Genomic DNA, 23,503 nt, shown 5'->3' with positions numbered 1-23,503 from the left:
TAACACGGGGCTGAACGCGCTTCAGAGCCCCGAAGCGTCCAGCATCATCATGCAGGCTGGCATAATCTCGCGAAGAGCTTGCGGATCGTTCTTCAGCGATTTCACTTCACGGATCACCAGCATTCCGACCGCTTCGCGATTCGCACCGGTCTGCTCCATCAGCTGGGCCGTCGTGCGCACGAAGAATTCCCGGCCCCGTTCGCCTGGTTCGGGATAGTCCTGCACTGAGGCGTCGCCTGCAACCTTGCCGTTCTGGACCAGTGCGAAGGCCACGCCGCAACGCAGCGCGGTTTCCTGCTCCATGGTAAGGTCCGGCAGCGACGGAGCCACCTCGGCCTCCTGCGCGGTAGAAGAGGTTGCAAGGGTCAGTGCGGCGAGCGACATCAATGACTTGATCATGGCAGGCATCCTAGACCCGCACCGATGAACCGCAAGCAACTTGCGGGGCAGCAGGAGCTTCACTACCCCAGCCCCAAAGGAGATTCGTTTCATATGAAAACCAGAGCCGCCGTAGCCTTCGAAGCCAAGCAACCGCTGGAGATCGTCGAACTCGATCTCGAAGGCCCGAAAGACGGCGAAGTGCTGGTGGAAATCAAGGCGACGGGTATCTGCCACACCGATGCCTACACGCTCGACGGGTTGGACAGCGAGGGGCTGTTCCCCAGCGTCTTGGGGCATGAAGGCGCAGGGATCGTGCGCGAGGTCGGCAAGGGTGTGACTTCGGTAAAGCCCGGCGACCATGTGATCCCGCTCTACACGCCGGAATGCCGCCAGTGTAAAATGTGCCTCTCGGGCAAGACCAATCTATGCAGCGCGATCCGCGAAACGCAGGGCAAGGGCCTGATGCCCGACGGGACGACGCGGTTCAGTTACAACGGCAAGCCGATCTACCATTACATGGGCTGTTCGACCTTTTCGAACTTCACCGTCCTGCCGGAAATCGCGGTCGCCAAGATCCGCGAGGACGCGCCTTTCCACACCAGTTGCTACATCGGTTGCGGCGTGACGACGGGCGTGGGCGCAGTGGTCAACACGGCCCAGGTGAAACCGGGCGACAATGTGGTGGTGTTCGGGCTGGGCGGGATCGGCCTCAATGTCATTCAGGGCGCGAAGATGTCAGGCGCGGACCGGATCGTGGGCGTCGACATCAACCCCGACAAGAAATCATATGCCGAGCATTTCGGCATGACCGACTTCGTCAACCCGAAAGAGGTCGACGATGTGGTGGCGACGCTGGTCGAGATGCTCGATGGCGGGGCGGATTACAGCTTCGACTGCACCGGCAACACCGACGTGATGCGCCAGGCGCTCGAATGCTGCCACAAGGGCTGGGGCACGAGCATCATCATCGGCGTAGCCGAAGCGGGCAAGACGATCGAGACCCGCCCGTTCCAGCTGGTGACGGGCCGCAACTGGCGCGGTACGGCCTTCGGCGGGGCCAAGGGCCGCACCGACGTGCCCAAGATCGTCGACTGGTACATGGACGGCAAAATCCAGATCGACCCCATGATCACCCACGTCCTCAAGCTCGAGGAAATCAACAAGGGGTTCGACCTCATGCACGCGGGCGAAAGCATCCGCAGCGTGGTGGTTTACGATTAATACGTCATCCCAGCGGACGCTGGGATCCGGTGCGACAACGCGCGGCGAATTTGAAAGAGATTCCAGCTTTTGCTGGAATGACGATGAGGAGAGAAGTTATGTTCAGCCATGTGATGCTGGGGGCCGATGATATCGAGGCCTCGAAGAAGTTCTACGATGCCTGTTTCAAGGCGCTGGGCGGCCGCGAAGGCCAGATCGACCCCAAGGGCCGCGTGATCTACATCCACAATGGCGGGATCTTCCTGCTGACCAAGCCGATCGACGGCCAGCCGGCGAGCTGCGGCAACGGTTCGACCATCGGCTTTGCCGCCGATAGCCCTGAAATGGCCGATGCATGGCACAAGGCCGGCAGCGAGAATGGCGGCACCGAGATCGAAGACCCGCCGGGCATCCGCGAAGGCGCCGGCATGAAGCTCTACCTCGCCTATCTGCGCGATCCTGCAGGCAACAAGGTCTGCGCGATGCACCGTCCGGGCTGACGGCTTGGGACATCGCGGCGAAGCGGGATTGCGGGAGGACCTCCGGGCGCTCGCAATCCCCTTCGAGCATCACGAGCACGCGGCCGTCTTCACCGTCGAGGAAAGCCGCGGCGTGAAGGAAGCAATCCCGGGCGAGCATACCAAGAACCTGTTCCTGAAGGATTCGGGCGGTGCTTTCTGGCTGGTCACAGTCCCGGCGGAAATGCGGGTCGACCTCAAGGCGCTGCCTGCCGCCATCGGCTGCAAGCGGGTGAGCTTCGGCAAGCCTGCCGACATGGAGCGGTTGCTGGGCCTCACACCCGGATCGGTCACTCCGCTGGGTGCGATCAACGCCGAACCGGGCAGCATCGCCGTGATTCTCGACCGAACACTGGCCGAGGCGGGCCGGATCAACGTCCACCCGCTTCGCAATACCGCGACCATCGGCCTGTCCGGCGCGGACACCTTGCGATTGCTCGAACATTGGGGCCATGCGCCGCGCATTGCAGACATACCCGCTCAGGAAACCGGATGACTCTCGAATACCTCTCCCAGAACAAGGCCTTTGGCGGCGACCAGTTCGTCCTGTCGCACCGGTCGGAAGCGACGGGGACGGAAATGACCTTCTCCGTCTATGTTCCGCCCCATGCCGAGGGAGCGAAGCTGCCGGTGCTGTGGTATCTTTCGGGTCTCACCTGCTCGCATGCCAATGTCACCGAAAAGGGCGAATACCGCGCGGCCTGTGCCGAACACGGCCTGATCTTCGTCGCGCCCGACACCTCACCGCGCGGTGACGATGTGCCCGATGCCAAGGACGAATACGACTTCGGCAAGGGCGCGGGCTTCTATGTCGATGCGACCCGGGAACCGTGGTCGAAGCATTACCGGATGCGCAGCTATATCGAGGAAGAACTGCCTGCGCTGGTGGCCGCGAATTTTCCCGCCGACATGGCGCGCCAGGGCATCACCGGCCATTCGATGGGCGGTCACGGCGCGCTGACCACCGCCCTGCGCAACCCGGACCGCTTCCGCTCGGTCAGCGCCTTCGCGCCGATCGTCGCCCCCGCGAAAGTGCCATGGGGCGAAAAGGCATTGTCGCGCTATCTCGGGGACGACCGCGATGCGTGGCGCGCATATGATGCGGTCGCGTTGATCGAGGATGGTGCGCGGCTGGACAATCTGCTGGTCGATCAGGGCACGGCAGACAATTTCCTCGAGGAACAGCTCAAAACCGGCCTGCTATCGATGGCTTGCGCCAAGGCGGGCATAAGCGCCGACATCCGCATGTGGGATGGGTACGACCATTCCTATTACTTCATCTCGACCTTCATGGGCGAGCATGTGGCGTGGCATGCGAAGCGATTGTGTGCATAGACGGGCAAGCACCCGGCAGACTGGCAGGTCTTTCAGCTCTGTGAGAGTTACTCCTCTTCCGGTGATGCGATACGGACCATGAGATGCGCGTAAGGCGTCCCTTTCCACATCACATATACCGGCTGCGAGACGTCGTTCGACATGCCCTCATATACGCTCGGATCAGGGAGGATCAGCATCATGTGGGGGCCGTCTTTGATCCACATATTGTCGGCTGTGGGTTCGGTCGCCGCAGGGTCGAGATTACTTACTCCGGGCGCATCGCCCTCTCCGGCGAGCATATAGGAAACCCCGAAATTGCCAGTCGGGAAAGGCTTTCCAGTCTGTAGGGCACCGAGCGCCGCCATCCAGGTTTCGTCGTTACACATTGGCCCCATGCCGGGCGTTTCCGCTATACAGGTCCAACCGTTTGTCCCCTCACGGACGACATTCCCATCCGCATCGATCACCGTCGCATTGTCGGTCACGTCGGCAGGACCGGCGGAAATGGCGCTTTGAAGAGGTGTCTGGTCTTCAGCCTCAAAGGTGGCTTGGCCTTCGGTGCCATTCTCCGCGTCGGGTTCCACGCGGTTTGCACTGTCGCACGCCCCGGTCAGACTCAGTATCGCAATTGCCGCGAAAGCGTCGAATTTTCTCATGGCTTCCTCCCATCGAACGACCCTTTCGAAGGAGGGAAACATACGCCTTCGCGTCGACTATCGCAAATCGGCTACAGGCCGTTTACCTTGCTAGGCTTTCCGGAAGCGACATCGCCTCATGCGACGATGCAGTGGTTCACGGACTGACGGAGCGAGCCTCACCCATGCGCCGCGATGAATTCCTCCACCACCGGAGCGATCTTGCCGCGCCATTTGCTGCCGTTGAAGATGCCGTAATGTCCTGCGCCCTCGGCCATGTAGTAGCGCTTTTTTCCGGCATCGAGGTTAGGCGTCAGTTCCAGCGCGGCGCGGGTCTGGCCCAGGCCTGAAATATCGTCACGCTCGCCTTCGATGGCGAGCAGGGCGGTCTCGGTGATGTCGCCGAGGTCGATGCGCTTGCCGCGGTGCATGAAGGTGCCGTTGGGGATCGAATGGTCCTGGAACACTTCCTGCACCGTCTGCAGGTAGAATTCCGCCGTCATGTCGCACACGCTGCGATATTCGTCGTAGAAATCCTTGGTCGCCTGCGCGCTCGCCTCGTCGCCTTCGGTGAGGTGTTTGAACATCTCGTAATGGCTCATCATGTGATTGCCGAGATTCATGCTCATGAAACCGGCCAGCTGCATAAAGCCGGGATAGACCCGCCGCCCATGCCCGCGGTATTGCATCGGCACCGTGGCGATCACGTTCTGGCGGAACCATTCGATCGGGCGGTCCATCGCCATGTCGTTGACGCTGGTGGGCGAACAGCGGGTGTCGATCGGTCCGCCCATCATGGTGAGCGTCCTTGGCGCGCAGGGGTGCTTGTCGCGGTTCATGATCGCGGTCGCGGCGAAGACCGGGACCGAAGGCTGGCACACCGCCATCGCATGTGCGCCCCCCCCGTTCTTATTGGGCCCGATATGCTCGAGAAACTCGATCACATAGTCCATGTAGTCGTCGAGGTCGAAATGCCCTTCATGCAAGGGTACGCTGCGCGCATCGGCCCAGTCGGTGACATAGACGACGTAGTTTTCCAGCATCCGCTCGACCGTACCGCGCAGTAGCGTGGCATAGTGCCCGCTCATCGGCGCGACGACCAGGAGGCGCGGTGCATCCTTGGGCAGGCCTTCGCGGTGAAAGCGCTTGAGATCGCCGAACGGCTTGTTGAGCACCGTTGCTTCGACCACGGGAAACGCCTTGCGTCCGACGGTCACGCTTTCGATACCCCAGGCAGGCTTGCCGTAGGTGGCGGTCGCATGCGCAAAGACCTCGAGCGCGCTCGCCGCCATCGGGCCCATGCCCATATAGCCGAAGGGCAGGGCCGGATTGGAAAGCATCTCGGACCCGATCGAGGCCCAGGTACTGGCGCTCGACAGCCAGCTGCGTTGTAGTTCGTAGGCGTGATAGAGCATCGTATTCCCCTGCGGCCCGCCAATTGTGTTGTCGCGTGCGGGATCGTCCAAAGAGGCGGAGTGTGCCGCGGCGTTCGTCATTGTGCAATGCACAAATAGGGTAAAAGTGCCGACGGGCCTCCTGCACTGTGGATTTTGCCCGAGGCGCGCACTAGGTGGGCGGTGATGGACGAGACCTCAACCGAGACAAGGCCGCAGCGCAGGATCTTCCGGCGCCGGCGGGGCGAGAAACGGTCGCTTAAACCGCTGCGCATGGTTTTTGCCGCAATGCTGCAATATCCCGGCCATGTTGGCATGGCGCTGGTTGCGCTGGTGATTACGGCGGCTGCTACCCTGGCGATACCGGCCGGTTTCAAGATGGTGATCGACAGCGGCTTCGGTTCAAGCGGGGATCCCGAACAGATGGGGCGCTGGTTCCGCTATCTGCTGATGATCGTCTGCGTCCTGGCGTTGGGGACGGCGCTAAGGTTCTATTTCGTGAGCTGGCTGGGCGAACGCGTGATCGCCGATGTGCGCATGCGGGTTCAGGAAAACCTCCTCCGGCTTGCTCCGGGCTTTTACGAAGAAAACAGCCCCAAGGAAATTTCGAGCAGAATGACCAGCGATACGGCGCTGATCGAAACCACGGTCGGCACCACCGTCTCGGTTGCCTTGCGGAACACGCTCGTGGCGATCGGCGGAACGATCTATCTGTTCTATCTCGTACCCAGCCTGACCATGGGCATGCTGCTGATCATCCCGGCAGTCGTAATGCCGATAACCCTGTTCGGACGAAGGCTGCGAAAGGTCAGCCGGACGAGCCAGGACCGCGTGGCGGATATCGGTGCGATGGTGACCGAAGTGCTGTCGGCGATGAAGATCGTCCAGGGTTTCAACCAGGAGAAACGCGAGCATGCCCGGTTCTCCGAAGCGGTGGAGCGCACCTTTACCGTGGCCAAGCGCCGCATCCTCATCAGGGCGGCACTCACCGCAAGTGTCATCCTGTTCGTTTTCGGCGGCATCACTATGCTGATCTGGCGCGGGGCGGAAGCCGTCAATGAAGGAACGATCTCGGGCGGGACCATTGCAGCCTTCGTGCTTACCGCCGGGCTAGTCGCAGGCGCATTCGGCGCCCTGACCGAGGTTTATGGCGACTTGTTGCGTGCCTCGGGGGCCGCGAGCAGGCTGTCCGAACTGCTTGTCGAAGAGCCGGGCATAAGCGCGCCCGAAAAGCCTCAGGAACTACCCAGTCCGCCGCGCGGCAGCCTGTCGTTTCGCAATGTCACCTTTCGTTATCCGACACGGCTTGAAAGTCCGGCCCTCACCGATTTCACGCTGGAAGTCGAGCCGGGTGAGACGGTAGCGATCGTCGGCCCCTCGGGCGCAGGCAAATCGACCATTTTCCAGCTGGCCGAGCGTTTCTACGATCCGCAGGCGGGCACGATACGTCTCGACGGCATTCCGCTGACCAAGGCCGATCCCGCCGAGATACGCAAGCGGATCGCTTTCGTCCCGCAGGAAGGCGTGTTGTTCTCGGCCAGCGCGCGCGACAATCTGCGCTATGGCAACTGGAACGCCCGCGAGGACGATATCTGGGCCGCCGCACGGGCTGCGAATGCAACCGAATTCCTCGAGAACCTGCCCGATGGACTCGATACTTATCTCGGTGAAAACGGCACGCAATTGTCGGGCGGCCAGCGGCAGCGTATCGCCATTGCCCGGGCGCTGTTGCGCAATGCGCCGATCCTCTTGCTCGACGAAGCGACCAGTGCGCTCGATGCCGAAAGCGAACGGCTGGTGCAGGATGCGCTCGAACACCTGATGCAGGACCGCACCACGCTGGTGATCGCCCACCGCCTTGCCACCGTGCGTGCGGCGGACCGGATCGTGGTGATGGAGGACGGGCGCCTGGTGGAGCAGGGCACGCACGACCAGCTGGCGGCCAATGGCGGGCTTTACGCAAGGCTCGCGAGGCTCCAGTTCGGCAACGAAGCCGCCTGAACCTTCGACCAAACCCTCGCGGTATCCGACGAACGGCGACTCCCTCGCCTTCGATCTGCTAACCAGCCTGCACGAGGTCGCATGTCCTGGGGGAATGAGGGCACGACCGGACTGCAACCGGAGAGATATTTCATGACCAAGACGTTTTTTGCTGCGGGTGTTTCCGCGCTTGTGCTGTCGCTGTCCGTGCCCGCCGTGGCGCAGGACACTGCCGCAGCACCGGCCGCCGAAGAGACCCCGCTGCCCACGATGGAATTCGGCGAATGGGGCTTCGATCCGGCTTCGCTGTCGCAGGATATCGATCCGGGCGACGACTTTTTCGCCTATGCCAACCAGAAGTGGCTCGATGCGAACCCGCTACCCCCCGAATTCAGCCGTTTCGGCGCGTTCAACCTGCTGCGTGAGAAATCGACTGCCGACGTCCAGGCCCTGATCAACGAGCTCACCTCGAAAGACCCTGCTGCGCTGACGGCGAACGAGAAGCGCATCGTCGATGCCTACAATGCCTATCTCGATACGGATGCGATCAATGCGGCCGGTCTCGCACCGGCACAGCCCTATCTCGACGAAATCACGGGTTCCGATACTCTCGCCAGCCTCGCCGTGCTGTGGGGCACGCCGGGTTATGCTTCGCCCATCGGCGGCGGAGTCAGTGTCGATGCCAAGGAGCCGACGCGCTATTCGGTCTATTTCGGCTCGGGCGGTCTCGGCCTTCCCGACCGTGACTACTATCTCGACGAAACCGAGAAGGGCCGGGATATCCAGGCCAAATATCGCGATTACCTGACCTTCCTGATGACCGAGGCAGGTTTCGGCGATCCGGCCGCAATGGCGCAGGCGGTCTATGATTTCGAAGACAGCATCGCCCGCAAGGTGAGCTGGGATCGCGCCACGCGCCGCAATCGCGACCTCACCTACACCGCACTTTCGCCCGACGAACTGACCGAACTGGCCGGCGGATTCCCGCTCGCGCCGGTGCTGGCCGCTTCGGGCTTCGATGCGACCGACCGTTTCATTGTCGGCGATATTCCGCCAACCGCCGAACGTGCGGCAGAGCTTGGCCTCGACGAGGCAACACTGGCCAAAATCGGCGGCGGCACCCCGGCAATGTTCGAATTGCTTCAGGATACGCCGATCGAAGTGCTGCAGGCGTGGACGCTCAAGGAGTTCCTGACCGACAACGCATCGATCCTGCCGACCCGTTTCGATGAAGCGAACTTCGCCTTCTACGGCACCACCCTCAGTGGCACTCCTGAACAGCGCCCGCGCTGGAAGCGGGCGATTGCCGCCACCGAAGGCCAGCTGGGCGAACTTGTCGGCGCCTCTTATGTCGAGCGCTATTTCCCGCCCGAAAACAAGGCGGCGATGGACGAACTGGTTGCGAACCTGCGCATCGCCATGGGCGAAAGCATCGATGAAATCGCGTGGATGAGCGAAGCGACCAAGGAAGAAGCGCGGGCCAAGCTCGACAGCTTCACGCCGAAGATCGGTTATCGCGACAACCTCGACACCTACGAGGGTCTCGCAATCACCACCGATCCCATGGCCAATCGCATGGCGGTTGCCGAGTGGAGCTGGCAGGACAATCTGGAGAAGCTCGGCGGGCCGATCGACCGGACCGAGTGGTTCATGCTGCCGCAGACGGTCAATGCCTATTACTACTCCACGCTCAACGAGATCGTCTTCCCGGCAGCCATCCTGCAACAGCCGTTCTTCGGCCTCAGTGCCGATCCTGCCGTGAACTATGGCGCGATCGGCGGCGTGATCGGACATGAAATCGGCCACGGCTTCGATGACCAGGGTTCGAAATCTGATGCAGCCGGAGCACTGCGCAACTGGTGGACCGATGCCGACCGGGAGGCTTTCGACGAACGCGGCGATGCGCTGGTGGAGCAGTACAATGCGTTCTGCCCGCTCGACGATGGCGAAACCTGTGTGAACGGGCGCCTCACCCTGGGAGAGAATATCGGCGATCTGGGCGGGCTCAGCCTTGCCTACCGCGCCTACAAGATCGCCACCGAAGGACAGGATGTGCCCGTGATCGACGGCCTGACCGGCGATCAGCGTTTCTTCCTCGCCTGGGCGCAGGTCTGGCGTTCGCAGCAGCGTGAAGAGAACTATCGCAATCGTCTGCGGACCGACAGCCACAGCCCCGAAGAGTTCCGCACCAATGGCGTCGTGCGCAACATGGACGCCTGGTATGAAGCCTTCGGCGTGACGCCCGAAGACGATCTCTACCTGCCGCCCGAAGAGCGGATCAGCATCTGGTAGGAGCATTCAGGCTCGGAAATTGCGAAGGGCGGAGCAGGCCGGTTGACTTGCTCCGCCCTTTCTTCATGAGAGCGCCCCTATGGACAATACGATCACCGCAATCCTGCTGGGCATACTCGAAGGCCTCACCGAGTTTCTGCCCGTTTCCTCCACGGGGCACCTGATCCTGGCGCAGGCATTCTTCGGCTACGATCCCGAGCAGTGGCGCCAGTTCAATATTGTCATTCAACTGGGTGCCATTCTCGCAGTCGTTGTATCCTACTGGTCGCTGTTCTGGCGCATGGGTACGGGCTTCCTGACCGGGCAACCGGAAGCCCTGCGCTTCGTGCGCAACATTTTTCTCGGATTCGTACCGGCGGCGATCATCGGGTTACTGGCCAAGGACGCCATCGACACCATGCTCGGCAGTCCCATGGTGGTTGCGGTTGCGCTGGTCCTCGGCGGCATCGCCATACTCGTTCTGGAAAAGACCATCCCCGCGCGCGAAGATACCGGGGTGGCGGCGCTTTCCTGGAAAGTCTGCATGGCAATCGGTTTGGCGCAATGCCTGGCGATGATTCCGGGGACGAGTCGTTCGGCCTCCAGCATCCTCGGCGCGCTGGCCATGGGCGTCGGGCGGAAGACCGCGGCGGAATTTTCCTTTTTTCTCGCCGTGCCCACCATGCTCGGGGCTGCCACGGTCAAGATATTCGACGAACCGGCCCTGCTCCGCGGAGAGGCGCTTATAAGCTGGACCGAGATCGGTCTCGGCTTCTTAGCGGCCTTCCTCACCGCGCTACTGGTGATCCGCCTTTTCGTTGCCTATGTCAGCAAGCACGGCTTCTCGCCTTTCGCCTGGTACCGCATCGCTCTTGGAACGGGTGCAATCGCCTGGCTCTGGTTCGCCTGACAAGAGGCAACCTGCCATTTTTTCGTCATATTCCCGGAACCATCCGTCTCTCTGTGGTTTGAACCCTCAAGTATAAACCGCAAGGAAGCATTGATGGGTTTGATTATCCTCGTTCTTACCGGCGCTCTTCTGGGCTGGATGGGGACGATCGCCCTGCAGATCGAGGACGGGCGAAGCATTCTCCGGAATATCGTCGCCGGCGTCATCGGATCCTTGGGGCTGGGACTAGCCACTTCGGGTGGAGTGTTTCTGGGCACCATCCAGGCAAGCACTCTCCTGTATGCGATCATGGGGGCTATCGTGCTGATCGGTCTATACAATTTCGTGCGTCAAAGGGTCTTGCCCTGATTTCGCAATGCATTATCCAATAAATCTGGAAGCATGGGCATCTCGCCCGTGTTCCGTAATCAAGGGGAAGTAACAATGAAGTTCACCAAAGCTACGCTCGTCGCGTCGGCAGCAGCAATGAGCCTGGGTCTCGCAGCATGCGACGGCCCGACCGAAGAAGCCATGGAAGACCAGGGCGAGCAGATGGAATCGGAACTGGACGCTGAAGCCGAAGCCATGGAAGACGCTGGCGCTCCTGAGGCCGAAGTCGAAGCCATGGAAGACCGCGCTGACGCCGTCGAAGACACCATGGAAGAACAGGCCGACACGGTTGGCGAAGAAATGGACGGCAACGAGATGTAATCTCGCCAAGCCTGACAGCTTACAGACGAACGGCCCCGGAGCGATCCGGGGCCGTTTTCGTTTGTCCAGGATCCGCCAAGGCTAGACCGGCTTGGCGCCCGATCCCCTGCCGCCGCGCAGGGTGTATTCCAGCGTCCCGCGATTGACCAAATAGTCGACGTCGATCACTGCCGTATTGGCATAGGTGAACCCCGGCCCCAGGTTCCTGTAGAGCTTGTCGAAATCGCGCTCCACCGTCTGGCGGTAGAGATCCTCAAAGCTCGAGATCACGAAATAGGTCGGCTGCAGGTCGCTGATCACGTAATCGGTGCGCATCACCCGGTCGACATTGAGCATGATCCGGTTGGGGCTTTCCGCCTCGACCGAATAGACCACCTCTGTCGGCCCCGAAAGAATGCCCGCACCATAGGCGCGGATATCGCCCGGCCTTTCCTCGATCAGGCCGAATTCCACCGTGTACCAGTATAGCGCGCCCAGCGCCTTCAGCCGGTTGTAGCGCATCGCCTTCCAGCCGGCCTTGCCATATTCCTGCATGTAATCGGCATAGACCGGATCGGTCAGCATCGGCACATGGCCGAAGACATCGTGGAACACGTCGGGTTCCTGGATGTAATCGAACGTCTCACGCGTGCGGATGAAATTGCCCGCCGGAAAGCGGCGATTGGCGAGGTGCCAGAAGAATACGTGGTCGGGGATCAGCATGGGCACGGGGACCACGCTCCAACCGGTCAGCCTGTCGAGTTCTTCGGAAAGCTTACCGAACTCCGGCACGCCGCCGCGGCCCAGGTCCAGCTTCTCCGTTCCCTGCATGAAGGCCGTCGCCGCCCTGCCGGGCAGCATTTCCATCTGGCGCTTGAAAAGATCGTCCCAGATTGCGTCTTCTTCGCTGTCGTACTCGGCCTGCTTGGGCTCGAGCCAGTCGTCGCCCACATGTCCGGGCTTCTTCAGCGGCGCGGTGAAGACATCTGCCGGCATTTCCGGCAAACGGATGAAATCGTGTTCGGGTTCTGCAAGTGTGGCCATATTGCTCTAATAGATAGTAGCTTTGCCGATACCATTCAAATCGGGAGATAGGCGGAGGATGAAAGGCAAGGAATACAAGGCCGCGCTTGAAGCGATGCGCGAAGAGCTGGTGGCGATGGCGCGCTGGGTGCGGGTGACCGGCCAGCGTATCGTCGTCCTGTTCGAAGGACGCGACACGGCAGGCAAGGGCGGGGCAATCCGTGCAATGTCGGAAAAGCTCAATCCGCGCCAGTGCCGCACCGTGGCGCTGGGCACGCCGACCGAGGCCGAGCAGGGCCAATGGTATTTCCAGCGCTACGTCGCGCATCTCCCGACCACAGGCGAGATCGTGCTGTTCGACCGTAGCTGGTATAATCGGGCGGGCGTCGAGAAAGTGATGGGCTTCGCGACTGATTCCCAGGTGGAGCAGTTCCTCGACCAGGTACCGATATTCGAGAAGATGCTCGTCGACGACGGAATACTGCTGTTCAAATACTGGCTGGGGGCCGACCAGGAAAAGCAGGAAGAACGGCTGCGTGAACGGCTGGAGGATCCGCTCAAGCGCTGGAAGCTCTCGCCCATCGACCTCGCCGCGCGCGACAAATACGATGCCTATACCGCCGCGCGTGAGGAGATGCTGCGGCATACGCATACCGAATGGGCGCCATGGACGCTGGTCGATTTCAACGACCAGAAGCGCGGACGGCTGACGCTGGTCCGCGATCTGCTCGACCGCCTGCCCGACACTGCGGTGGAGCCGCCTGCCATCGATTTTCCCGATCTTGGTCGCAAACCGCTCGCTGAGAGTTATGGCGCGATCCAGCCGATAGCGAATTATCCGGAGAACTAGGCCGCGCGCTCGAACACCGCGGCCATGCCCTGACCGCCGCCGATGCACATGGTCTCCAGGCCATAGCGCACCTCGCGCCGCTGCATTTCATGCGCCATGTCGGCAAGGATGCGGATGCCCGTCGCGCCGATGGGATGGCCGAGCGAGATGCCCGATCCGTTGACATTGACGATGTCGCGGCGGCTGTCGTCATCGGCAAAGCCCCAGCCCTTGAGCACGGCAAGCGCCTGCGGGGCGAAGGCCTCGTTCAGTTCGATCAGGCCGATGTCGTCCCAGCCAAGGCCGTTCTTCGCGAAAAGTCGCTCCACTGCCGGGACCGGGCCGATGCCCATGCGGCTGGGATCGCAGCCCGCCGCGCTCCACGAATGGGACCACAGGATCGGTTCGAGGCCGAGTTCTTCCACCTTGTCTTCCGCCACGACGAGGCAGGCGGCCGCGGCATCGTTCTGCTGGCTGGCATTGCCTGCGGTGACCACGGCTTGCGGGTCACGCTTGCCGTCGATCGGGCGCAGCGCGGAAAGCGTCTCCATGCTCGCATCCTCGCGGAAGCCTTCATCCTTGGCAAAAATGGTGGGATCGCCCCTGCGCGAGGGGATTTCGACCGGCACCAGCTGTTCGTCGAACTTGCCCTCTACCCACGCCTTCGCCGCATTCTGGTGGCTGCGCACCGCAAACTCGTCCGAGGCCTCGCGGCTGATGCCATAGTCCTTGGCGAGATTCTCAGCGGTTTCGATCATGCCGGTGATGACGCCGAAACGCTCGATCGGCTGGCTCATCAGCCGTCCCCGCGTCAGGCGGTCCCACAGCGCCATATCGCCCATCCGCGCTCCGTGGCGCGCTCTGGTGGTGTAATGCTCCACATTGGACATGCTCTCCACCCCGCCCGCCAGTACGCAATCGGCAGCGCCCGTCTGGACCATCATCGCCGCGGTCGCGACTGCCTGCAGGCCGGAGCCGCAGCGCCGGTCGAGCTGGAAACCGGGCACTTCGATGGGATAGCCTGCTGCCAGCCAGCTCCACCGCCCGATGGCGGGTGCCTCGCCGCTGCCATAGCCCTGGCTGAACACCACATCGTCGACGCGCAGGGGATCGATGCCGGTACGTTCGACCAGCGCCTTGATGATGACCGCCCCCAAAGCGCCCGCCTCCAGCGGGGCGAGGCTGCCGAGGAACTTGCCCACGGGGGTGCGGAGCGGCTTGCAGATGGCGACGCGGCGGAGTTCAGTCACGAAAATACCTCTCGATCCTTTCGGGCTGAGCTTGTCGAAGCCTCGCCCTTTTTCTTCAGTTCCACCGCCAAAAGGAAGTACGGCCCTTCGACAAGCTCAGGGCGAACGGTGATCATGGCCGTTGGTCCGACAATCGTGCCACGTCGCGGTCGACCAGCTGGCCGATTGCGCCCGAAGACAGGCCGAGCCTTGTCGCGAGCACTTCCTCGGTATGTTGGCCGAGATAGGGCGCGGGTGCAGGCGCGCCTGCCTCGCGGCCGAGGATGTTGGCGAAGCTGCGGGTGGCGGGATATTCGAACCCCGACGGGTTGCTCGATGACCGGGTGAAAAGCGGGTTTTCGGCGACGAGAACGGGGTCGTTCGCTGCTTCGTGCATGGTCCGGTACCGCTCGAAGGTGCAGCCTTCCGCCCCCATCCGGCGTTCGAGATCGCTCCAGTCCATCGAACCGGCGCGCGACTGGAACAGGTCGAACAGCGCGCGGCGATGCTCGAAACGGGGCCGGTCGCCATCGGCGAAACGCACGCCCTCCCGTTCTTCCAGAGCGGCAATTTCCTCCGCCAAAGCGAAGGCTTTCACCAGCCCTGCCCACTGCTTGGCGGTCAGCGCAGCGACCATGAAGCGCGCGCCGTCACGCGTACGAAAGTCGCGGCCGAACGCACCCCAGATCGCATTGCCCAGCCGTTCGCGGTCGCCGCCGCGATAGAGCATTTCGGCCATCGCGCCGCTATTGGCGACCGTGCCGATCGCCACATCGCCCAGCGGCACGCGCAGTTCGCTGCCATCGCCGGTACGATCGCGGTGGCGGATCGCCGAAACCAGCGCAAAGGCGCAATAGGCGCCGGTGATGAAATCCCAGGCGGGCAGCACCTGGTTGACCGGCGGCGCGGTCTCCATGTCCCAGTCTTCCGGGCCGCACATGAGTGGATAGCCACTGGCGGCGTTGACGGTGAAATCCATCGCCTGCCGCCCGTCATGCCAGCCCATGATGCGCACGCTGACGAGATCGGGCCGGTCAGCCGCGACAGCATCGTGCGAAAGGAAGCTCTTTTCGGGCAGGTTGGTGATGAGGTTGCCGGTTTTTGCCGACAGTTCGACCAGCAGTTCGCGCCCCTCTGCGCTGCGCAGGTCGAGCGCGACCGACTTCTTCGCCCGGTTGAGGTTCTCCCAGCTCAGCGAGCGCCCCTCTTCGGTCAGCATGTAGCGATCGTAATCGAGCCCGCCTTCCTTGTGATCGACGCGGATCACCTCCGCACCCATCTGCGCGCAATAGAGCCCTGCGGTGGGCGAGGCGACGAAGCTCGACGCCTCTATGATCGAGAGATCGTCCAGGAGGTTATACACCCAAATCCTCCCCATTATGGGGAGGGGGACCAGCCATCGGCTGGTGGAGGGGCGCCGTCGCAGGTTCGGAGCAACCAGCGGTGCCCCTCCACCACTTCGTGGTCCCCCTCCCCCGATGGGGGAGGATCACAGCGCGTCCCGATATTCGCGCAGCATCCGCTTGGCGATCTGCAGCTGTAGAATCTGCGTGGTGCCTTCGTAGATGCGGTAGATCCGCGCATCGCGGAAGAAGCGTTCGGCATCATATTCCGCGAGATAGCCCGCTCCGCCATAGATCTGCACCACGCGGTCCACCACGCGGCCACACATTTCGGAGGCGAAGACCTTGAACGCCGCGGCGTGCTTGACCGTGTCCTCGCCGCGGTCGACCCGCGCGGTAACGTCCGCCATCATGGCTTCGGCGGCATAGATCTCGGTCCAGCTTTCGGCGAGCATCTGCTGGATCAGCTGGAAGTTGGCGATGGGTTCGCCGAATGCCTGCCGCTCGTTGGCGTATTTCACCGCCGAATCGAGCGCGCGGCGCGCATAGCCCGCGCTCGCCGCGCCAACCGAGATGCGGCCATTGTCGAGGCTCATCATTGCAAAGCGGAAGCCCTGCCCCGTCTCGCCGCCTAGCAATGCATCACCCGGCACATGCACGTCGTCTAGCATGACATCGGAGATATGGCTGCCCGACTGGCCCATCTTCTTGTCCGGGCTTCCGGTGGACACGCCGGGGGTATCCATCGGAACGAGGAAGGCGGAAACATGCGCGTTCTTCGGCAGCGCGTCCTTCTCGGTACGCGCCATGATCAGCGCGACATCGGCGTGCGGCGCATTGGTGATGTAGCGTTTGGTGCCGTTGAGGATCCAGCCGTTCCCGTCCGGATCGGGCCGAGCCATCGTCTGCATGGCTGCACTGTCAGAGCCGCTGCCCGGTTCGGTCAGGCCGAAACAGGCGATCTCTCCGCTGGCGATGCGCGGCCACCATTCGGCCTTCTGCGCTTCGGTCCCCCCATTCTTGATCGCCGAATTGAACATGCCGACGTTGATCGAAAAGATCGAACGGAAGGCAGGTGCGGCATAGGCCATGGTCTGCACGACCTTGGCATATTGGGTGATGTTCAGCCCCGCGCCGCCATACTCTTCGGGAACAGTGAGGCCGAACAGCCCCATGTCCTTCATCTCGGCAAGGATATCGTCGGGGACCTTGTCCTGTTCGATGACGTCCTTTTCCGCCGGAATCAGCCGTTCGCGGACGTAGCGTTCGAGCTGTTCGAGGAATTGGTCGAAGGTGTCCTGATCCATTCCGGGATTGGCCGCAGTGCTCATTCGCTCTCTCCAGTCGATGGCGTTGCTTCGGGGTCCGGCGTTTCCTCGGGCATCCGCTGTTCCTCCAGCATCGAGGCAGCGTCTTCGAGCGCTTCCGCCTCTTCCTGCGTCACGGGGCCGGGGTCGGTGCCCTCGGTCGAGGAATTGCATCCTGCGAGGACAAAGGCACTCGCGGCGAGCGGAAGGGCGATTCGGTTCATGGCGGCGATGCTATCTCCCCGGGGCGCGGTAAACAAAGCCGTTACGGAAAAGGGGCGGGCGCGGCGCATGGCCGGCCCACCCTCCAGGCGCGGAAACTTACTCGGCCGATTCTTCCGCCATCGCGTCCATCGCGGCTTCGGCCGTCGCGGCGGCATTGTCGCCTGCAGCTTCGACCGAGGCAGCTTCGACTTCGGCTGCAGCTTCAGCCTGCGCATCGTCGGCCACGACATTGGCGTCGGGGTCGGCGACCGGCTCGTCGGTTACCGGTTCCATCGCCTCGTCGGCGGCGACTTCTACGGTGTCGGCTTCGGCTTCGGTCGAAGCATCGTCGGCGCTGCCGCAGGCGGCAAGTACGAGCGAGGCAGTGGCGGCGGCGGCAATACGGAACTTCATGGCATTCTCCTTTGATGGTTTCGGCAGGGTTAATCGTTCCGGCACCAAGAGGCCAAGGGAAAAAACGCCTTGGCCGGTTGCGCAGGGCGGCGCGGGCGGCAACAGGGGGGCATGGCCTCCAGCCCGACCCTCGATATGCCGAACGCCCGCGAAACCCTGCGCGCCACCTTCGGATTCGACGATTTTCGCGGTCGGCAGGCCGAGGTGGTGGAGCGCACGCTGGCGGGCAAGTCGAGCCTGGCGGTCATGCCGACGGGGGCCGGAAAATCGCTGACCTACCAGCTTCCCGCGGTGATGCTGAAGGGGACCTGCGTGGTCATCAGCCCGCTCATCGCGTTGATGCACGACCAGTTGCGCAGCGCACGGGCCAACGGCATCCGCGCTGCCACGCTGACCAGCGCCGACGCCGACTGGCGCGAAACGCAGGACGCCTTCCGCGCAGGCGAACTGGACCTGCTCTACATCGCGCCCGAACGCGCCAGCCAGCCGGCATTTCGCGACTTTCTCTCCTCTTCCAAGTTGTCCCTCTTCGCCATCGACGAAGCGCATTGCGTGTCCGAGTGGGGGCACGATTTCCGCCCCGATTACCGGATGCTGCGCCCCCTGATGGACGCCTTCCCCGATGTCGCACGGCTCGCGCTGACGGCAACGGCGGACGGGCAGACCCGCGTCGACGTGATGGCCCAGCTCGGCATTCCGGAAGAGGGGCTGGTGCTGGCGGGCTTCGACAGGCCGAACATTCGCTATGCCATCCGCCCGCGTGATAACCCGGTCCGCCAGATTGCCGCCCTCATGGCCGAACGCCCGGGTCCCGGCATCGTTTATGGCCAGACCCGCCGCAAGGTGGAGGAACTGGCCGAAAAGCTCGCCGCCGCCACGGGCCGTAAGGTGCTGCCCTATCACGCCGGACTTCCGGCTGAGACGCGGGCCGCCAACCAGGCCGCCTTCGTCGCCTCCGAAGACATGGTGATCGTTGCCACGGTCGCCTTCGGCATGGGGATCGACAAGCCCGATGTGCGCTTCGTCGCCCATGTCGGCGTGCCCAAGTCGGTGGAGGCCTATTACCAGGAAACGGGCCGCGCCGGGCGCGACGGGGATCCGGCGGCAGCCGCCATGTTCTGGGGCGCGGGCGATTTCGCCACGGCCCGTGCGCGGCTCGCCGAAGTGGACGAGGATCGCCGCAATGCCGAACGCGCTCGCCTCGATGCGCTGGCGGGGCTGGTCGAGACAGCGGGGTGCAGGCGCGCGGTTCTGCTGCGCCATTTCGGGGAAAGCCCGCCCGAGAGCTGCGGCAATTGCGACAATTGCCTCGACCGGCCCGCGGTCACGCAGGTCACCGAACTGGCGCGCAAGCTGCTGTCCGCCGTCTACCGCACCGGCCAGAGCTTCGGCCTGGGCCATATCCAGAAGGTGCTGACCGGTGCGAACGACGAGCGCATCCGCCAGCGCGGCCATGACCGGCTCAGCGTTTTCGGCATCGTCGAGGGGGAGGATGCGCGGCTGCTCCAGCCGCTCGGGCGCGCCTTGCAGGCGCGCGGGGATCTTGTCCCCACAGAGCATGGCGGACTGGCGCTGGGCGGCAGCGCACGGGAAATCCTGACGGGCGCGCGCGAGGTCGAGATCGTCGTCCCGCCGAAACGCCAGCGCCGCAGCCGGGGAGGCGGGAGCGGCGAGGCCAATCCCGTGGGCGATCCGCTGTTCGACGCTCTGCGCGAACTGCGCCGCGAACTCGCCGCCGAAGCGCAGGTTCCGCCCTACGTCATCTTCCACGATTCGACCCTGCGCGAGATGGCCGCCAGCCGGCCGTCGACCATGGCGCAGATGGGTCGCATCACGGGCGTGGGCGGCAAGAAGCTCGAAGCCTACGGAACACGCTTCCTCGAGGAAGTTTCCCGCCACTGACCGCTTCCGCTTGACCTACGGACCTGACGATATAAATATGATATCATAATTATATCGGAGGAACGATTCGTCATGTCGGTAGAACTCAAGGGGATGAACACCAGCCGCGAAAGGGCGGCGTCCAGTTACAATGGCTATATAATGCTGATCATCCTCGTGGTGGTCGTCGCGGGGCTGGCCTTTCTCCTGCCCGGAATTTTCCCGGAAGGCGAGGCATCGAAGGGGGCCAAGCTCACCTTCATCGGCGCGCTGATCGCATCGCTGATGGGCGTGCTGATCCTCGCCGCGGGCTTTTTCATGATCCAGCCGAACCAGGCCGTCGTCATCACGCTGTTCGGCGAATATCGCGGCAGCGAGCGGACCGAGGGGCTGCGCTGGGTGTGGCCGTGGATGGGCCGGAACAAGATCTCCGCCCGCGCGCACAACATCCATTCCGAACGCGTGAAGATCAACGATCTGCGCGGCAACCCGATCGAGATCGCCTGCAACGTGGTGTGGCGCGTCGCCGATACCGCGCAGGCGAGCTTCGATGTCGACGATTACAAGGCCTTCGTGAACATCCAGATCGAGGCGGGTCTGCGCACGGTCGGTTCGCGCCATCCCTATGACGATTTCGAAGGCGAGGAAGTCACGCTGCGCAGCGGCGGGGACGTGGTCAACCGCGAGCTGCTCGAGGAACTCAACGACCGGCTCAAGGTCGCGGGCATCGTGGTCGACGAGGCGGGCCTCACCCACCTCGCCTATGCCAGCGAGATCGCCAGCGCCATGCTCAAGCGCCAGCAGGCCGACGCGATCATCGCCGCCCGCGCCAAGATCGTGCTCGGCGCGGTCGGCATGGTCGAGGACGCGCTGACCAAGCTGAGCCAGGACGGCATCGTGGAGATGGACGACGAACGCCGCGCCGCGATGGTTTCCAACCTGATGGTCGTCCTGTGCGGCGAAAGAGACGTGCACCCGGTGGTCAACGCCGGTTCGATCTACTGACGGCCAAGAGCCCGCGTCCATGTCCAAGAAGAAAGCCTTTGCCCTGCGTCTCGATCCGGCGGTTCACGCCGCGGTCGAGCGCCTGGCGGCGGACGAACTGCGCAGCGCCAATGCGCAGATCGAAATGCTGCTGCGCGAGGCGTTGAAGGCGCGCGGGGCCGAGGTGAAGCCGTCCCCGCCTCCGCGCAGGGGGCGTCCTCCTGCCGAGGACTGAGCGTGGTTACGGTGTCGCTCGTCAGGCCTGATCCGCTTCGCCGCCTTGTTCTTCTGACGGAACGAGAGCAGGTTCCTGTTCGTTATTCGGGCGAAGGAGTTTGCAATGGCAGGCGGATGGGCGCGTGACGGCGCAGTTCAGGACCAGATCGACGATACGGTGAGCGACGCAGTGAGCGCCGCCCGCGCACGTATGCCCAAGGGCGAAAGCGCGAAATATTGCGACGAATGTGGCGAGGAAATCCCCGAGAAGCGGCGGCTCGCGCTGCCCGGCGTGCGTACCTGTGTCGCATGCCAGTCGGGCCGCGATGCCTCCTCGCGGCAGACCGTCATCAATCGGCGCGGCAGCAAGGACAGCCAGTTGCGCTGAGCCGCGGCCCCGCTAAGGCTCCAATCCATGACATCCCCCTTCATCTGGCTGCAGCACGCGCTTCCGCACCATCTCGTCTCGCGCGGCGCCGGCAAGATCGCCTCCAGCGAATCCGTCTGGCTCAAGAACCTCCTGATCCGCCGGTTCATCGACGCCTATGATGTCGACATGGGGGAGGCCGCCCGCCGGGTGGAGGACTTCAAGAGCTTCAACGATTTCTTCACCCGCGAACTCAAGCCCGGCGCGCGTCCGCTTGCCGACAGCCGGACCCACATCCTCAGCCCCGCCGATGGCGCGGTCAGCCAGATCGGGCGCATCGACGAAGACCGGATCTTCCAGGCCAAGGGGCGGCATTTCACCGCCACCCAGCTCCTCGGCGGCGACGCCGGGGCGGCAAAGCGCTTCGAAGGCGGCAGCTTCGCCACCATCTATCTCTCGCCGCGCGATTACCACCGCGTCCACATGCCTGCCGCGGGTTCGCTCGCATCGACTGCCTATGTGCCCGGCGACCTCTTTTCGGTGAACCAGGTGACGGCAGAGAATGTCGACGGCCTCTTCGCGCGCAACGAAAGGCTCGCCTGCCTCTTCACCGGCCCGGATGGTGTGTTCGCCAGCGTGATGGTCGGCGCGATGATCGTGGCGGGCATCGAGACGGTATGGAGCGGTCTGGTGGAAACCCACCATCCGCGGCTGGTGCGCGAAAGCTTCGAACCCGGCGCCCATGCGTTCGGCGCGGGTGACGAAATGGGCCGCTTCATCCTCGGCTCGACCGTGGTGCTGCTGTTCGAACCGGGCAGGGTGGAATGGGACGCGGGGCTCAAGGCCGGTGACGCCGTCCGCATGGGACAGGCGATCGGCAGGCGGCTTCAGCCGAACGCCGGAGCGTAGGTCACCGTGCCCGCGGGCGGTTCGCCCTCGAGGACCAGCCGCTGAAAATACTCGGGCGGCGGGCCGGGATAGACCAGCCGCGGATCGTGCCGGAAGCCGAAGCGCGCATAATAGGCCGGATCGCCCAGCAGGACGATCCCGCGCGCGCCCGTCTCACGCAAATCGGCGATGCCGCGGTTGATCAGTGCCGAACCCACGCCTCCCCGCTGGCAGGCAGGCAGGACGCTGACCGGTCCCAGCCCGAACCAGCCTTGGCTGCCGTCCGATATGCGGACCGGCGAAAGCGCCACATGGCCGATGATGCGCTCACCATCCTCGGCCACCAGCGACAGGGCGAGATCGCCATCGGCGCGCAGGCGTTCGATGATATTCACCTCACTCCCGTCGCTATGTTCGACATCGGCAAAGGCGGCCTCGGTGACGACGCTGATCTGCGCGCAGTCGGCCCGCGTCTCGGGCCGGATCGTGAGCGCGCTCATGGCAGCAGGTGTCCCGCCCGGTCACGCTTGGTGGCGAGATAGCGGGCGTTGTGAGGATTGTCGGGCAGCGAATGTGCCACGCGCTCGGACACTTCCACCCCTTCGGCCTCCAGCGCTGCGACCTTCGCGGGATTGTTCGTCATCAGTCGGATCTCCTTCACGCCGAGCAGGCTAAGCATTCGCGCCGCCGTGGGGAAATCGCGCGCCTCGTCGGGCAGGCCCAGCCGCGTGTTCGCGTCGACCGTGTCGAAACCCTGATCCTGCAAGCGATAGGCCCGCAACTTGTTGACGAGGCCGATCCCGCGCCCTTCCTGCCGCATGTAGAGCAGCACGCCCCAGCCGCCCCTGTCCGCTTCCTGTGACATGGCGTGCAGGGCGGCGTCGAGCTGCGGGCCGCAATCGCATTTCAGGCTGCCGAGGATATCGCCGGTCAGGCATTCGGAATGCAGGCGGACGAGCGGCGGCCGGTCCACGCGCTGTTCGCCGATGATCAGCGCAACATGTTCGCGCGTATCGTCCGGGCTGCGGAAGGCCACGATATGCGCGTCCTCCGCCGCGGCGACCGGGAGGCGTGCGCGCGAGGCGATATGCAGTCGGGCGGGATCGGCAAAAGCGGCCAGATCGCCGACCTCCAGCGATGCCGGCTCTGTCGCTCCCGCCGGATCGACGAGGAAGGCTGGAAGGATGCCCGCAATCCGCGCCAGTTCGAGCGCGGCCCGTGCCTGTTCCTCCCACGCCAGCGGCAGGGCCTTGAAGGGCCCCTTGAGTGGGCTTTGCAAATCGAGCGCCGGGTCGGCGACTGCCAGCGCGGCGGACAGGTCGAAGCTTTCCGCGCCGCGCAGCAGGACAGGCGTGCGCGGCACCGCGGCTTCGCGCTGGTTGGCCAGCTTGAGCGTGGCCGCACGGGTGGCGGAGATCAGCATCGCCTCCCCCGATATTTCCGAAAATGCCGTCTCGACCGGTTGCAGCAACGGCGCACCTTCGATCGCCAGCGGCCAGCCGTGGCGCAAGGCATCCACCGCCAGCGCCGCCCGGCGAGAAGG

The 23,503-nt window shown here is 63.6% G+C and carries 25 protein-coding genes and 1 pseudogene; 15 read left to right on the top strand and 11 right to left on the bottom strand.

Features of this window, described 5'->3' with window-relative positions; translation table 11 throughout:
* Positions 1 to 21: 21 nt before the first annotated feature.
* The gene (locus AC13CE_RS05040; RefSeq protein ID WP_482971723.1) at positions 22 to 399 is read right to left on the bottom strand and encodes a hypothetical protein; all 378 of its coding nucleotides are present in this window, start codon (positions 397 to 399) and stop codon (positions 22 to 24) included.
* A 93-nt stretch (positions 400 to 492) separates the two neighbouring features.
* On the opposite strand from AC13CE_RS05040, the gene AC13CE_RS05035 reads away from it, so the two are divergent.
* The 4 genes from AC13CE_RS05035 to fghA all read left to right on the top strand — a co-directional run bounded on the left by AC13CE_RS05035 (position 493) and on the right by fghA (position 3,434).
* The gene (locus tag AC13CE_RS05035; RefSeq protein WP_221540726.1) at positions 493 to 1,602 is read left to right on the top strand and encodes an S-(hydroxymethyl)glutathione dehydrogenase/class III alcohol dehydrogenase; all 1,110 of its coding nucleotides are present in this window, start codon (positions 493 to 495) and stop codon (positions 1,600 to 1,602) included.
* A 98-nt stretch (positions 1,603 to 1,700) separates the two neighbouring features.
* A complete protein-coding gene (locus tag AC13CE_RS05030; RefSeq protein ID WP_482971743.1) occupies positions 1,701 to 2,081 on the top strand; it encodes a VOC family protein in 381 nt (126 codons plus the stop codon).
* Between the two features lie 4 nt (positions 2,082 to 2,085).
* A complete protein-coding gene (locus AC13CE_RS05025; RefSeq protein WP_482971722.1) occupies positions 2,086 to 2,595 on the top strand; it encodes a prolyl-tRNA synthetase associated domain-containing protein in 510 nt (169 codons plus the stop codon).
* Complete coding sequence (fghA, locus tag AC13CE_RS05020) at positions 2,592 to 3,434, top strand: S-formylglutathione hydrolase (protein WP_482971721.1); 843 nt, start codon at positions 2,592 to 2,594, stop codon at positions 3,432 to 3,434. The genes AC13CE_RS05025 and fghA overlap by 4 nt, the downstream gene beginning before the upstream one ends.
* A gap of 47 nt (positions 3,435 to 3,481) precedes the next feature.
* Here the strand turns inward: fghA and AC13CE_RS05015 are convergent, their stop codons facing one another.
* Together AC13CE_RS05015 and AC13CE_RS05010 are read right to left on the bottom strand one after the other, a co-directional pair.
* The gene (locus tag AC13CE_RS05015; RefSeq protein WP_482971720.1) at positions 3,482 to 4,072 is read right to left on the bottom strand and encodes a hypothetical protein; all 591 of its coding nucleotides are present in this window, start codon (positions 4,070 to 4,072) and stop codon (positions 3,482 to 3,484) included.
* A 158-nt stretch (positions 4,073 to 4,230) separates the two neighbouring features.
* Positions 4,231 to 5,466, bottom strand: a complete 1,236-nt coding sequence (locus AC13CE_RS05010; RefSeq protein ID WP_482971742.1) for a polyhydroxyalkanoate depolymerase — start codon at positions 5,464 to 5,466, stop codon at positions 4,231 to 4,233.
* A gap of 165 nt (positions 5,467 to 5,631) precedes the next feature.
* Between AC13CE_RS05010 and AC13CE_RS05005 the strand changes: the two genes are divergently transcribed.
* From AC13CE_RS05005 to AC13CE_RS04985, 5 genes are all read left to right on the top strand, one after another.
* On the top strand, positions 5,632 to 7,446 hold the full coding sequence (locus AC13CE_RS05005) for an ABC transporter transmembrane domain-containing protein (RefSeq protein ID WP_482971719.1): 1,815 nt from the start codon (positions 5,632 to 5,634) through the stop codon (positions 7,444 to 7,446).
* Between the two features lie 132 nt (positions 7,447 to 7,578).
* Positions 7,579 to 9,717 carry a M13 family metallopeptidase gene (locus tag AC13CE_RS05000; protein ID WP_482971718.1) on the top strand — a complete coding sequence of 713 codons (2,139 nt, stop codon included), beginning with the start codon at positions 7,579 to 7,581 and terminating at the stop codon, positions 9,715 to 9,717.
* Between the two features lie 79 nt (positions 9,718 to 9,796).
* Complete coding sequence (locus tag AC13CE_RS04995) at positions 9,797 to 10,606, top strand: undecaprenyl-diphosphate phosphatase (RefSeq protein WP_482971717.1); 810 nt, start codon at positions 9,797 to 9,799, stop codon at positions 10,604 to 10,606.
* A 93-nt stretch (positions 10,607 to 10,699) separates the two neighbouring features.
* Positions 10,700 to 10,954: a GlsB/YeaQ/YmgE family stress response membrane protein gene (locus tag AC13CE_RS04990; RefSeq protein ID WP_482971716.1), complete on the top strand. Its 255-nt coding sequence runs from the start codon at positions 10,700 to 10,702 to the stop codon at positions 10,952 to 10,954.
* Positions 10,955 to 11,029: 75 nt separating this feature from the next.
* On the top strand, positions 11,030 to 11,296 hold the full coding sequence (locus AC13CE_RS04985; RefSeq protein WP_482971715.1) for a hypothetical protein: 267 nt from the start codon (positions 11,030 to 11,032) through the stop codon (positions 11,294 to 11,296).
* A gap of 81 nt (positions 11,297 to 11,377) precedes the next feature.
* Here AC13CE_RS04985 and phhA read toward each other — a convergent pair whose 3' ends face one another.
* Positions 11,378 to 12,319: a phenylalanine 4-monooxygenase gene (gene phhA, locus AC13CE_RS04980; protein ID WP_482971714.1), complete on the bottom strand. Its 942-nt coding sequence runs from the start codon at positions 12,317 to 12,319 to the stop codon at positions 11,378 to 11,380.
* A gap of 58 nt (positions 12,320 to 12,377) precedes the next feature.
* Between phhA and ppk2 the strand changes: the two genes are divergently transcribed.
* A complete protein-coding gene (gene ppk2, locus AC13CE_RS04975) occupies positions 12,378 to 13,148 on the top strand; it encodes a polyphosphate kinase 2 (protein ID WP_482971713.1) in 771 nt (256 codons plus the stop codon).
* Here the strand turns inward: ppk2 and AC13CE_RS04970 are convergent.
* From AC13CE_RS04970 to AC13CE_RS04950, 5 genes are all read right to left on the bottom strand, one after another.
* Entirely contained in the window at positions 13,145 to 14,377 is a 1,233-nt protein-coding gene (locus AC13CE_RS04970; protein ID WP_482971712.1) for an acetyl-CoA C-acetyltransferase, read from the bottom strand. The genes ppk2 and AC13CE_RS04970 overlap by 4 nt on opposite strands.
* Positions 14,378 to 14,489: 112 nt before the next feature.
* Positions 14,490 to 15,719 carry a CoA transferase gene (locus AC13CE_RS04965; RefSeq protein WP_482971711.1) on the bottom strand — a complete coding sequence of 410 codons (1,230 nt, stop codon included), beginning with the start codon at positions 15,717 to 15,719 and terminating at the stop codon, positions 14,490 to 14,492.
* A 126-nt stretch (positions 15,720 to 15,845) separates the two neighbouring features.
* Complete coding sequence (locus tag AC13CE_RS04960) at positions 15,846 to 17,030, bottom strand: acyl-CoA dehydrogenase family protein (protein WP_482971710.1); 1,185 nt, start codon at positions 17,028 to 17,030, stop codon at positions 15,846 to 15,848.
* Complete coding sequence (locus AC13CE_RS04955) at positions 17,027 to 17,230, bottom strand: hypothetical protein (RefSeq protein ID WP_473822822.1); 204 nt, start codon at positions 17,228 to 17,230, stop codon at positions 17,027 to 17,029. Before AC13CE_RS04955 ends, AC13CE_RS04960 begins: the two co-directional genes overlap by 4 nt.
* A 97-nt stretch (positions 17,231 to 17,327) precedes the next feature.
* Entirely contained in the window at positions 17,328 to 17,624 is a 297-nt protein-coding gene (locus AC13CE_RS04950; protein WP_221540695.1) for a hypothetical protein, read from the bottom strand.
* Between the two features lie 111 nt (positions 17,625 to 17,735).
* Here AC13CE_RS04950 and recQ point away from each other — a divergent pair, with 111 nt between their 5' ends.
* The 5 genes and pseudogenes from recQ to asd all read left to right on the top strand — a co-directional run bounded on the left by recQ (position 17,736) and on the right by asd (position 21,981).
* On the top strand, positions 17,736 to 19,526 hold the full coding sequence (gene recQ, locus AC13CE_RS04945) for a DNA helicase RecQ (RefSeq protein WP_482971709.1): 1,791 nt from the start codon (positions 17,736 to 17,738) through the stop codon (positions 19,524 to 19,526).
* Positions 19,527 to 19,598: 72 nt separating this feature from the next.
* Positions 19,599 to 20,510: an SPFH domain-containing protein gene (locus AC13CE_RS04940; protein WP_482971708.1), complete on the top strand. Its 912-nt coding sequence runs from the start codon at positions 19,599 to 19,601 to the stop codon at positions 20,508 to 20,510.
* A 13-nt stretch (positions 20,511 to 20,523) separates the two neighbouring features.
* Positions 20,524 to 20,724, top strand: a pseudogene (locus AC13CE_RS04935) (type II toxin-antitoxin system antitoxin); the annotation flags it as partial.
* A gap of 105 nt (positions 20,725 to 20,829) precedes the next feature.
* Positions 20,830 to 21,093, top strand: a complete 264-nt coding sequence (locus AC13CE_RS04930; RefSeq protein WP_482971707.1) for a DksA/TraR family C4-type zinc finger protein — start codon at positions 20,830 to 20,832, stop codon at positions 21,091 to 21,093.
* A 27-nt stretch (positions 21,094 to 21,120) separates the two neighbouring features.
* Positions 21,121 to 21,981, top strand: coding sequence for an archaetidylserine decarboxylase (gene asd, locus AC13CE_RS04925; protein WP_482971706.1), 861 nt, complete (start codon positions 21,121 to 21,123; stop codon positions 21,979 to 21,981).
* Here asd and AC13CE_RS04920 read toward each other — a convergent pair.
* Entirely contained in the window at positions 21,960 to 22,460 is a 501-nt protein-coding gene (locus AC13CE_RS04920) for a GNAT family N-acetyltransferase (RefSeq protein WP_482971705.1), read from the bottom strand. The two genes, asd and AC13CE_RS04920, sit on opposite strands and share 22 nt — an antisense overlap.
* On the bottom strand, positions 22,457 to 23,479 hold the full coding sequence (gene ribA, locus AC13CE_RS04915; RefSeq protein ID WP_482971704.1) for a GTP cyclohydrolase II: 1,023 nt from the start codon (positions 23,477 to 23,479) through the stop codon (positions 22,457 to 22,459). Before ribA ends, AC13CE_RS04920 begins: the two co-directional genes overlap by 4 nt.
* Positions 23,480 to 23,503 lie beyond the last annotated feature (24 nt).

The sequence above is a fragment of the Qipengyuania sp. B-5 genome, assembly GCF_056857815.1.
Note: the sequence above shows the minus strand (reverse complement) of the source record. Positions and strands in the feature narration are given on the sequence as shown.

What these genes read in the sequence shown, in the direction of transcription:
- AC13CE_RS04920 (WP_482971705.1), bottom strand. Translation starts at nt 22,460, where the DNA reads ATGAGCGCGCTCACGATCCGGCCCGAGACGCGGGCCGACTGCGCGCAG.
- fghA (WP_482971721.1), top strand. Translation starts at nt 2,592, where the DNA reads ATGACTCTCGAATACCTCTCCCAGAACAAGGCCTTTGGCGGCGACCAG.
- AC13CE_RS04950 (WP_221540695.1), bottom strand. Translation starts at nt 17,624, where the DNA reads ATGAAGTTCCGTATTGCCGCCGCCGCCACTGCCTCGCTCGTACTTGCC.
- AC13CE_RS04990 (WP_482971716.1), top strand. Translation starts at nt 10,700, where the DNA reads ATGGGTTTGATTATCCTCGTTCTTACCGGCGCTCTTCTGGGCTGGATG.
- AC13CE_RS05010 (WP_482971742.1), bottom strand. Translation starts at nt 5,466, where the DNA reads ATGCTCTATCACGCCTACGAACTACAACGCAGCTGGCTGTCGAGCGCC.
- AC13CE_RS05030 (WP_482971743.1), top strand. Translation starts at nt 1,701, where the DNA reads ATGTTCAGCCATGTGATGCTGGGGGCCGATGATATCGAGGCCTCGAAG.
- AC13CE_RS05015 (WP_482971720.1), bottom strand. Translation starts at nt 4,072, where the DNA reads ATGAGAAAATTCGACGCTTTCGCGGCAATTGCGATACTGAGTCTGACC.
- AC13CE_RS04995 (WP_482971717.1), top strand. Translation starts at nt 9,797, where the DNA reads ATGGACAATACGATCACCGCAATCCTGCTGGGCATACTCGAAGGCCTC.
- AC13CE_RS04960 (WP_482971710.1), bottom strand. Translation starts at nt 17,030, where the DNA reads ATGAGCACTGCGGCCAATCCCGGAATGGATCAGGACACCTTCGACCAA.
- AC13CE_RS04955 (WP_473822822.1), bottom strand. Translation starts at nt 17,230, where the DNA reads ATGAACCGAATCGCCCTTCCGCTCGCCGCGAGTGCCTTTGTCCTCGCA.
- AC13CE_RS05000 (WP_482971718.1), top strand. Translation starts at nt 7,579, where the DNA reads ATGACCAAGACGTTTTTTGCTGCGGGTGTTTCCGCGCTTGTGCTGTCG.
- AC13CE_RS04985 (WP_482971715.1), top strand. Translation starts at nt 11,030, where the DNA reads ATGAAGTTCACCAAAGCTACGCTCGTCGCGTCGGCAGCAGCAATGAGC.
- AC13CE_RS05040 (WP_482971723.1), bottom strand. Translation starts at nt 399, where the DNA reads ATGATCAAGTCATTGATGTCGCTCGCCGCACTGACCCTTGCAACCTCT.
- AC13CE_RS05005 (WP_482971719.1), top strand. Translation starts at nt 5,632, where the DNA reads ATGGACGAGACCTCAACCGAGACAAGGCCGCAGCGCAGGATCTTCCGG.
- asd (WP_482971706.1), top strand. Translation starts at nt 21,121, where the DNA reads ATGACATCCCCCTTCATCTGGCTGCAGCACGCGCTTCCGCACCATCTC.
- AC13CE_RS04930 (WP_482971707.1), top strand. Translation starts at nt 20,830, where the DNA reads ATGGCAGGCGGATGGGCGCGTGACGGCGCAGTTCAGGACCAGATCGAC.
- ppk2 (WP_482971713.1), top strand. Translation starts at nt 12,378, where the DNA reads ATGAAAGGCAAGGAATACAAGGCCGCGCTTGAAGCGATGCGCGAAGAG.
- AC13CE_RS04940 (WP_482971708.1), top strand. Translation starts at nt 19,599, where the DNA reads ATGTCGGTAGAACTCAAGGGGATGAACACCAGCCGCGAAAGGGCGGCG.
- phhA (WP_482971714.1), bottom strand. Translation starts at nt 12,319, where the DNA reads ATGGCCACACTTGCAGAACCCGAACACGATTTCATCCGTTTGCCGGAA.
- AC13CE_RS05035 (WP_221540726.1), top strand. Translation starts at nt 493, where the DNA reads ATGAAAACCAGAGCCGCCGTAGCCTTCGAAGCCAAGCAACCGCTGGAG.
- recQ (WP_482971709.1), top strand. Translation starts at nt 17,736, where the DNA reads ATGGCCTCCAGCCCGACCCTCGATATGCCGAACGCCCGCGAAACCCTG.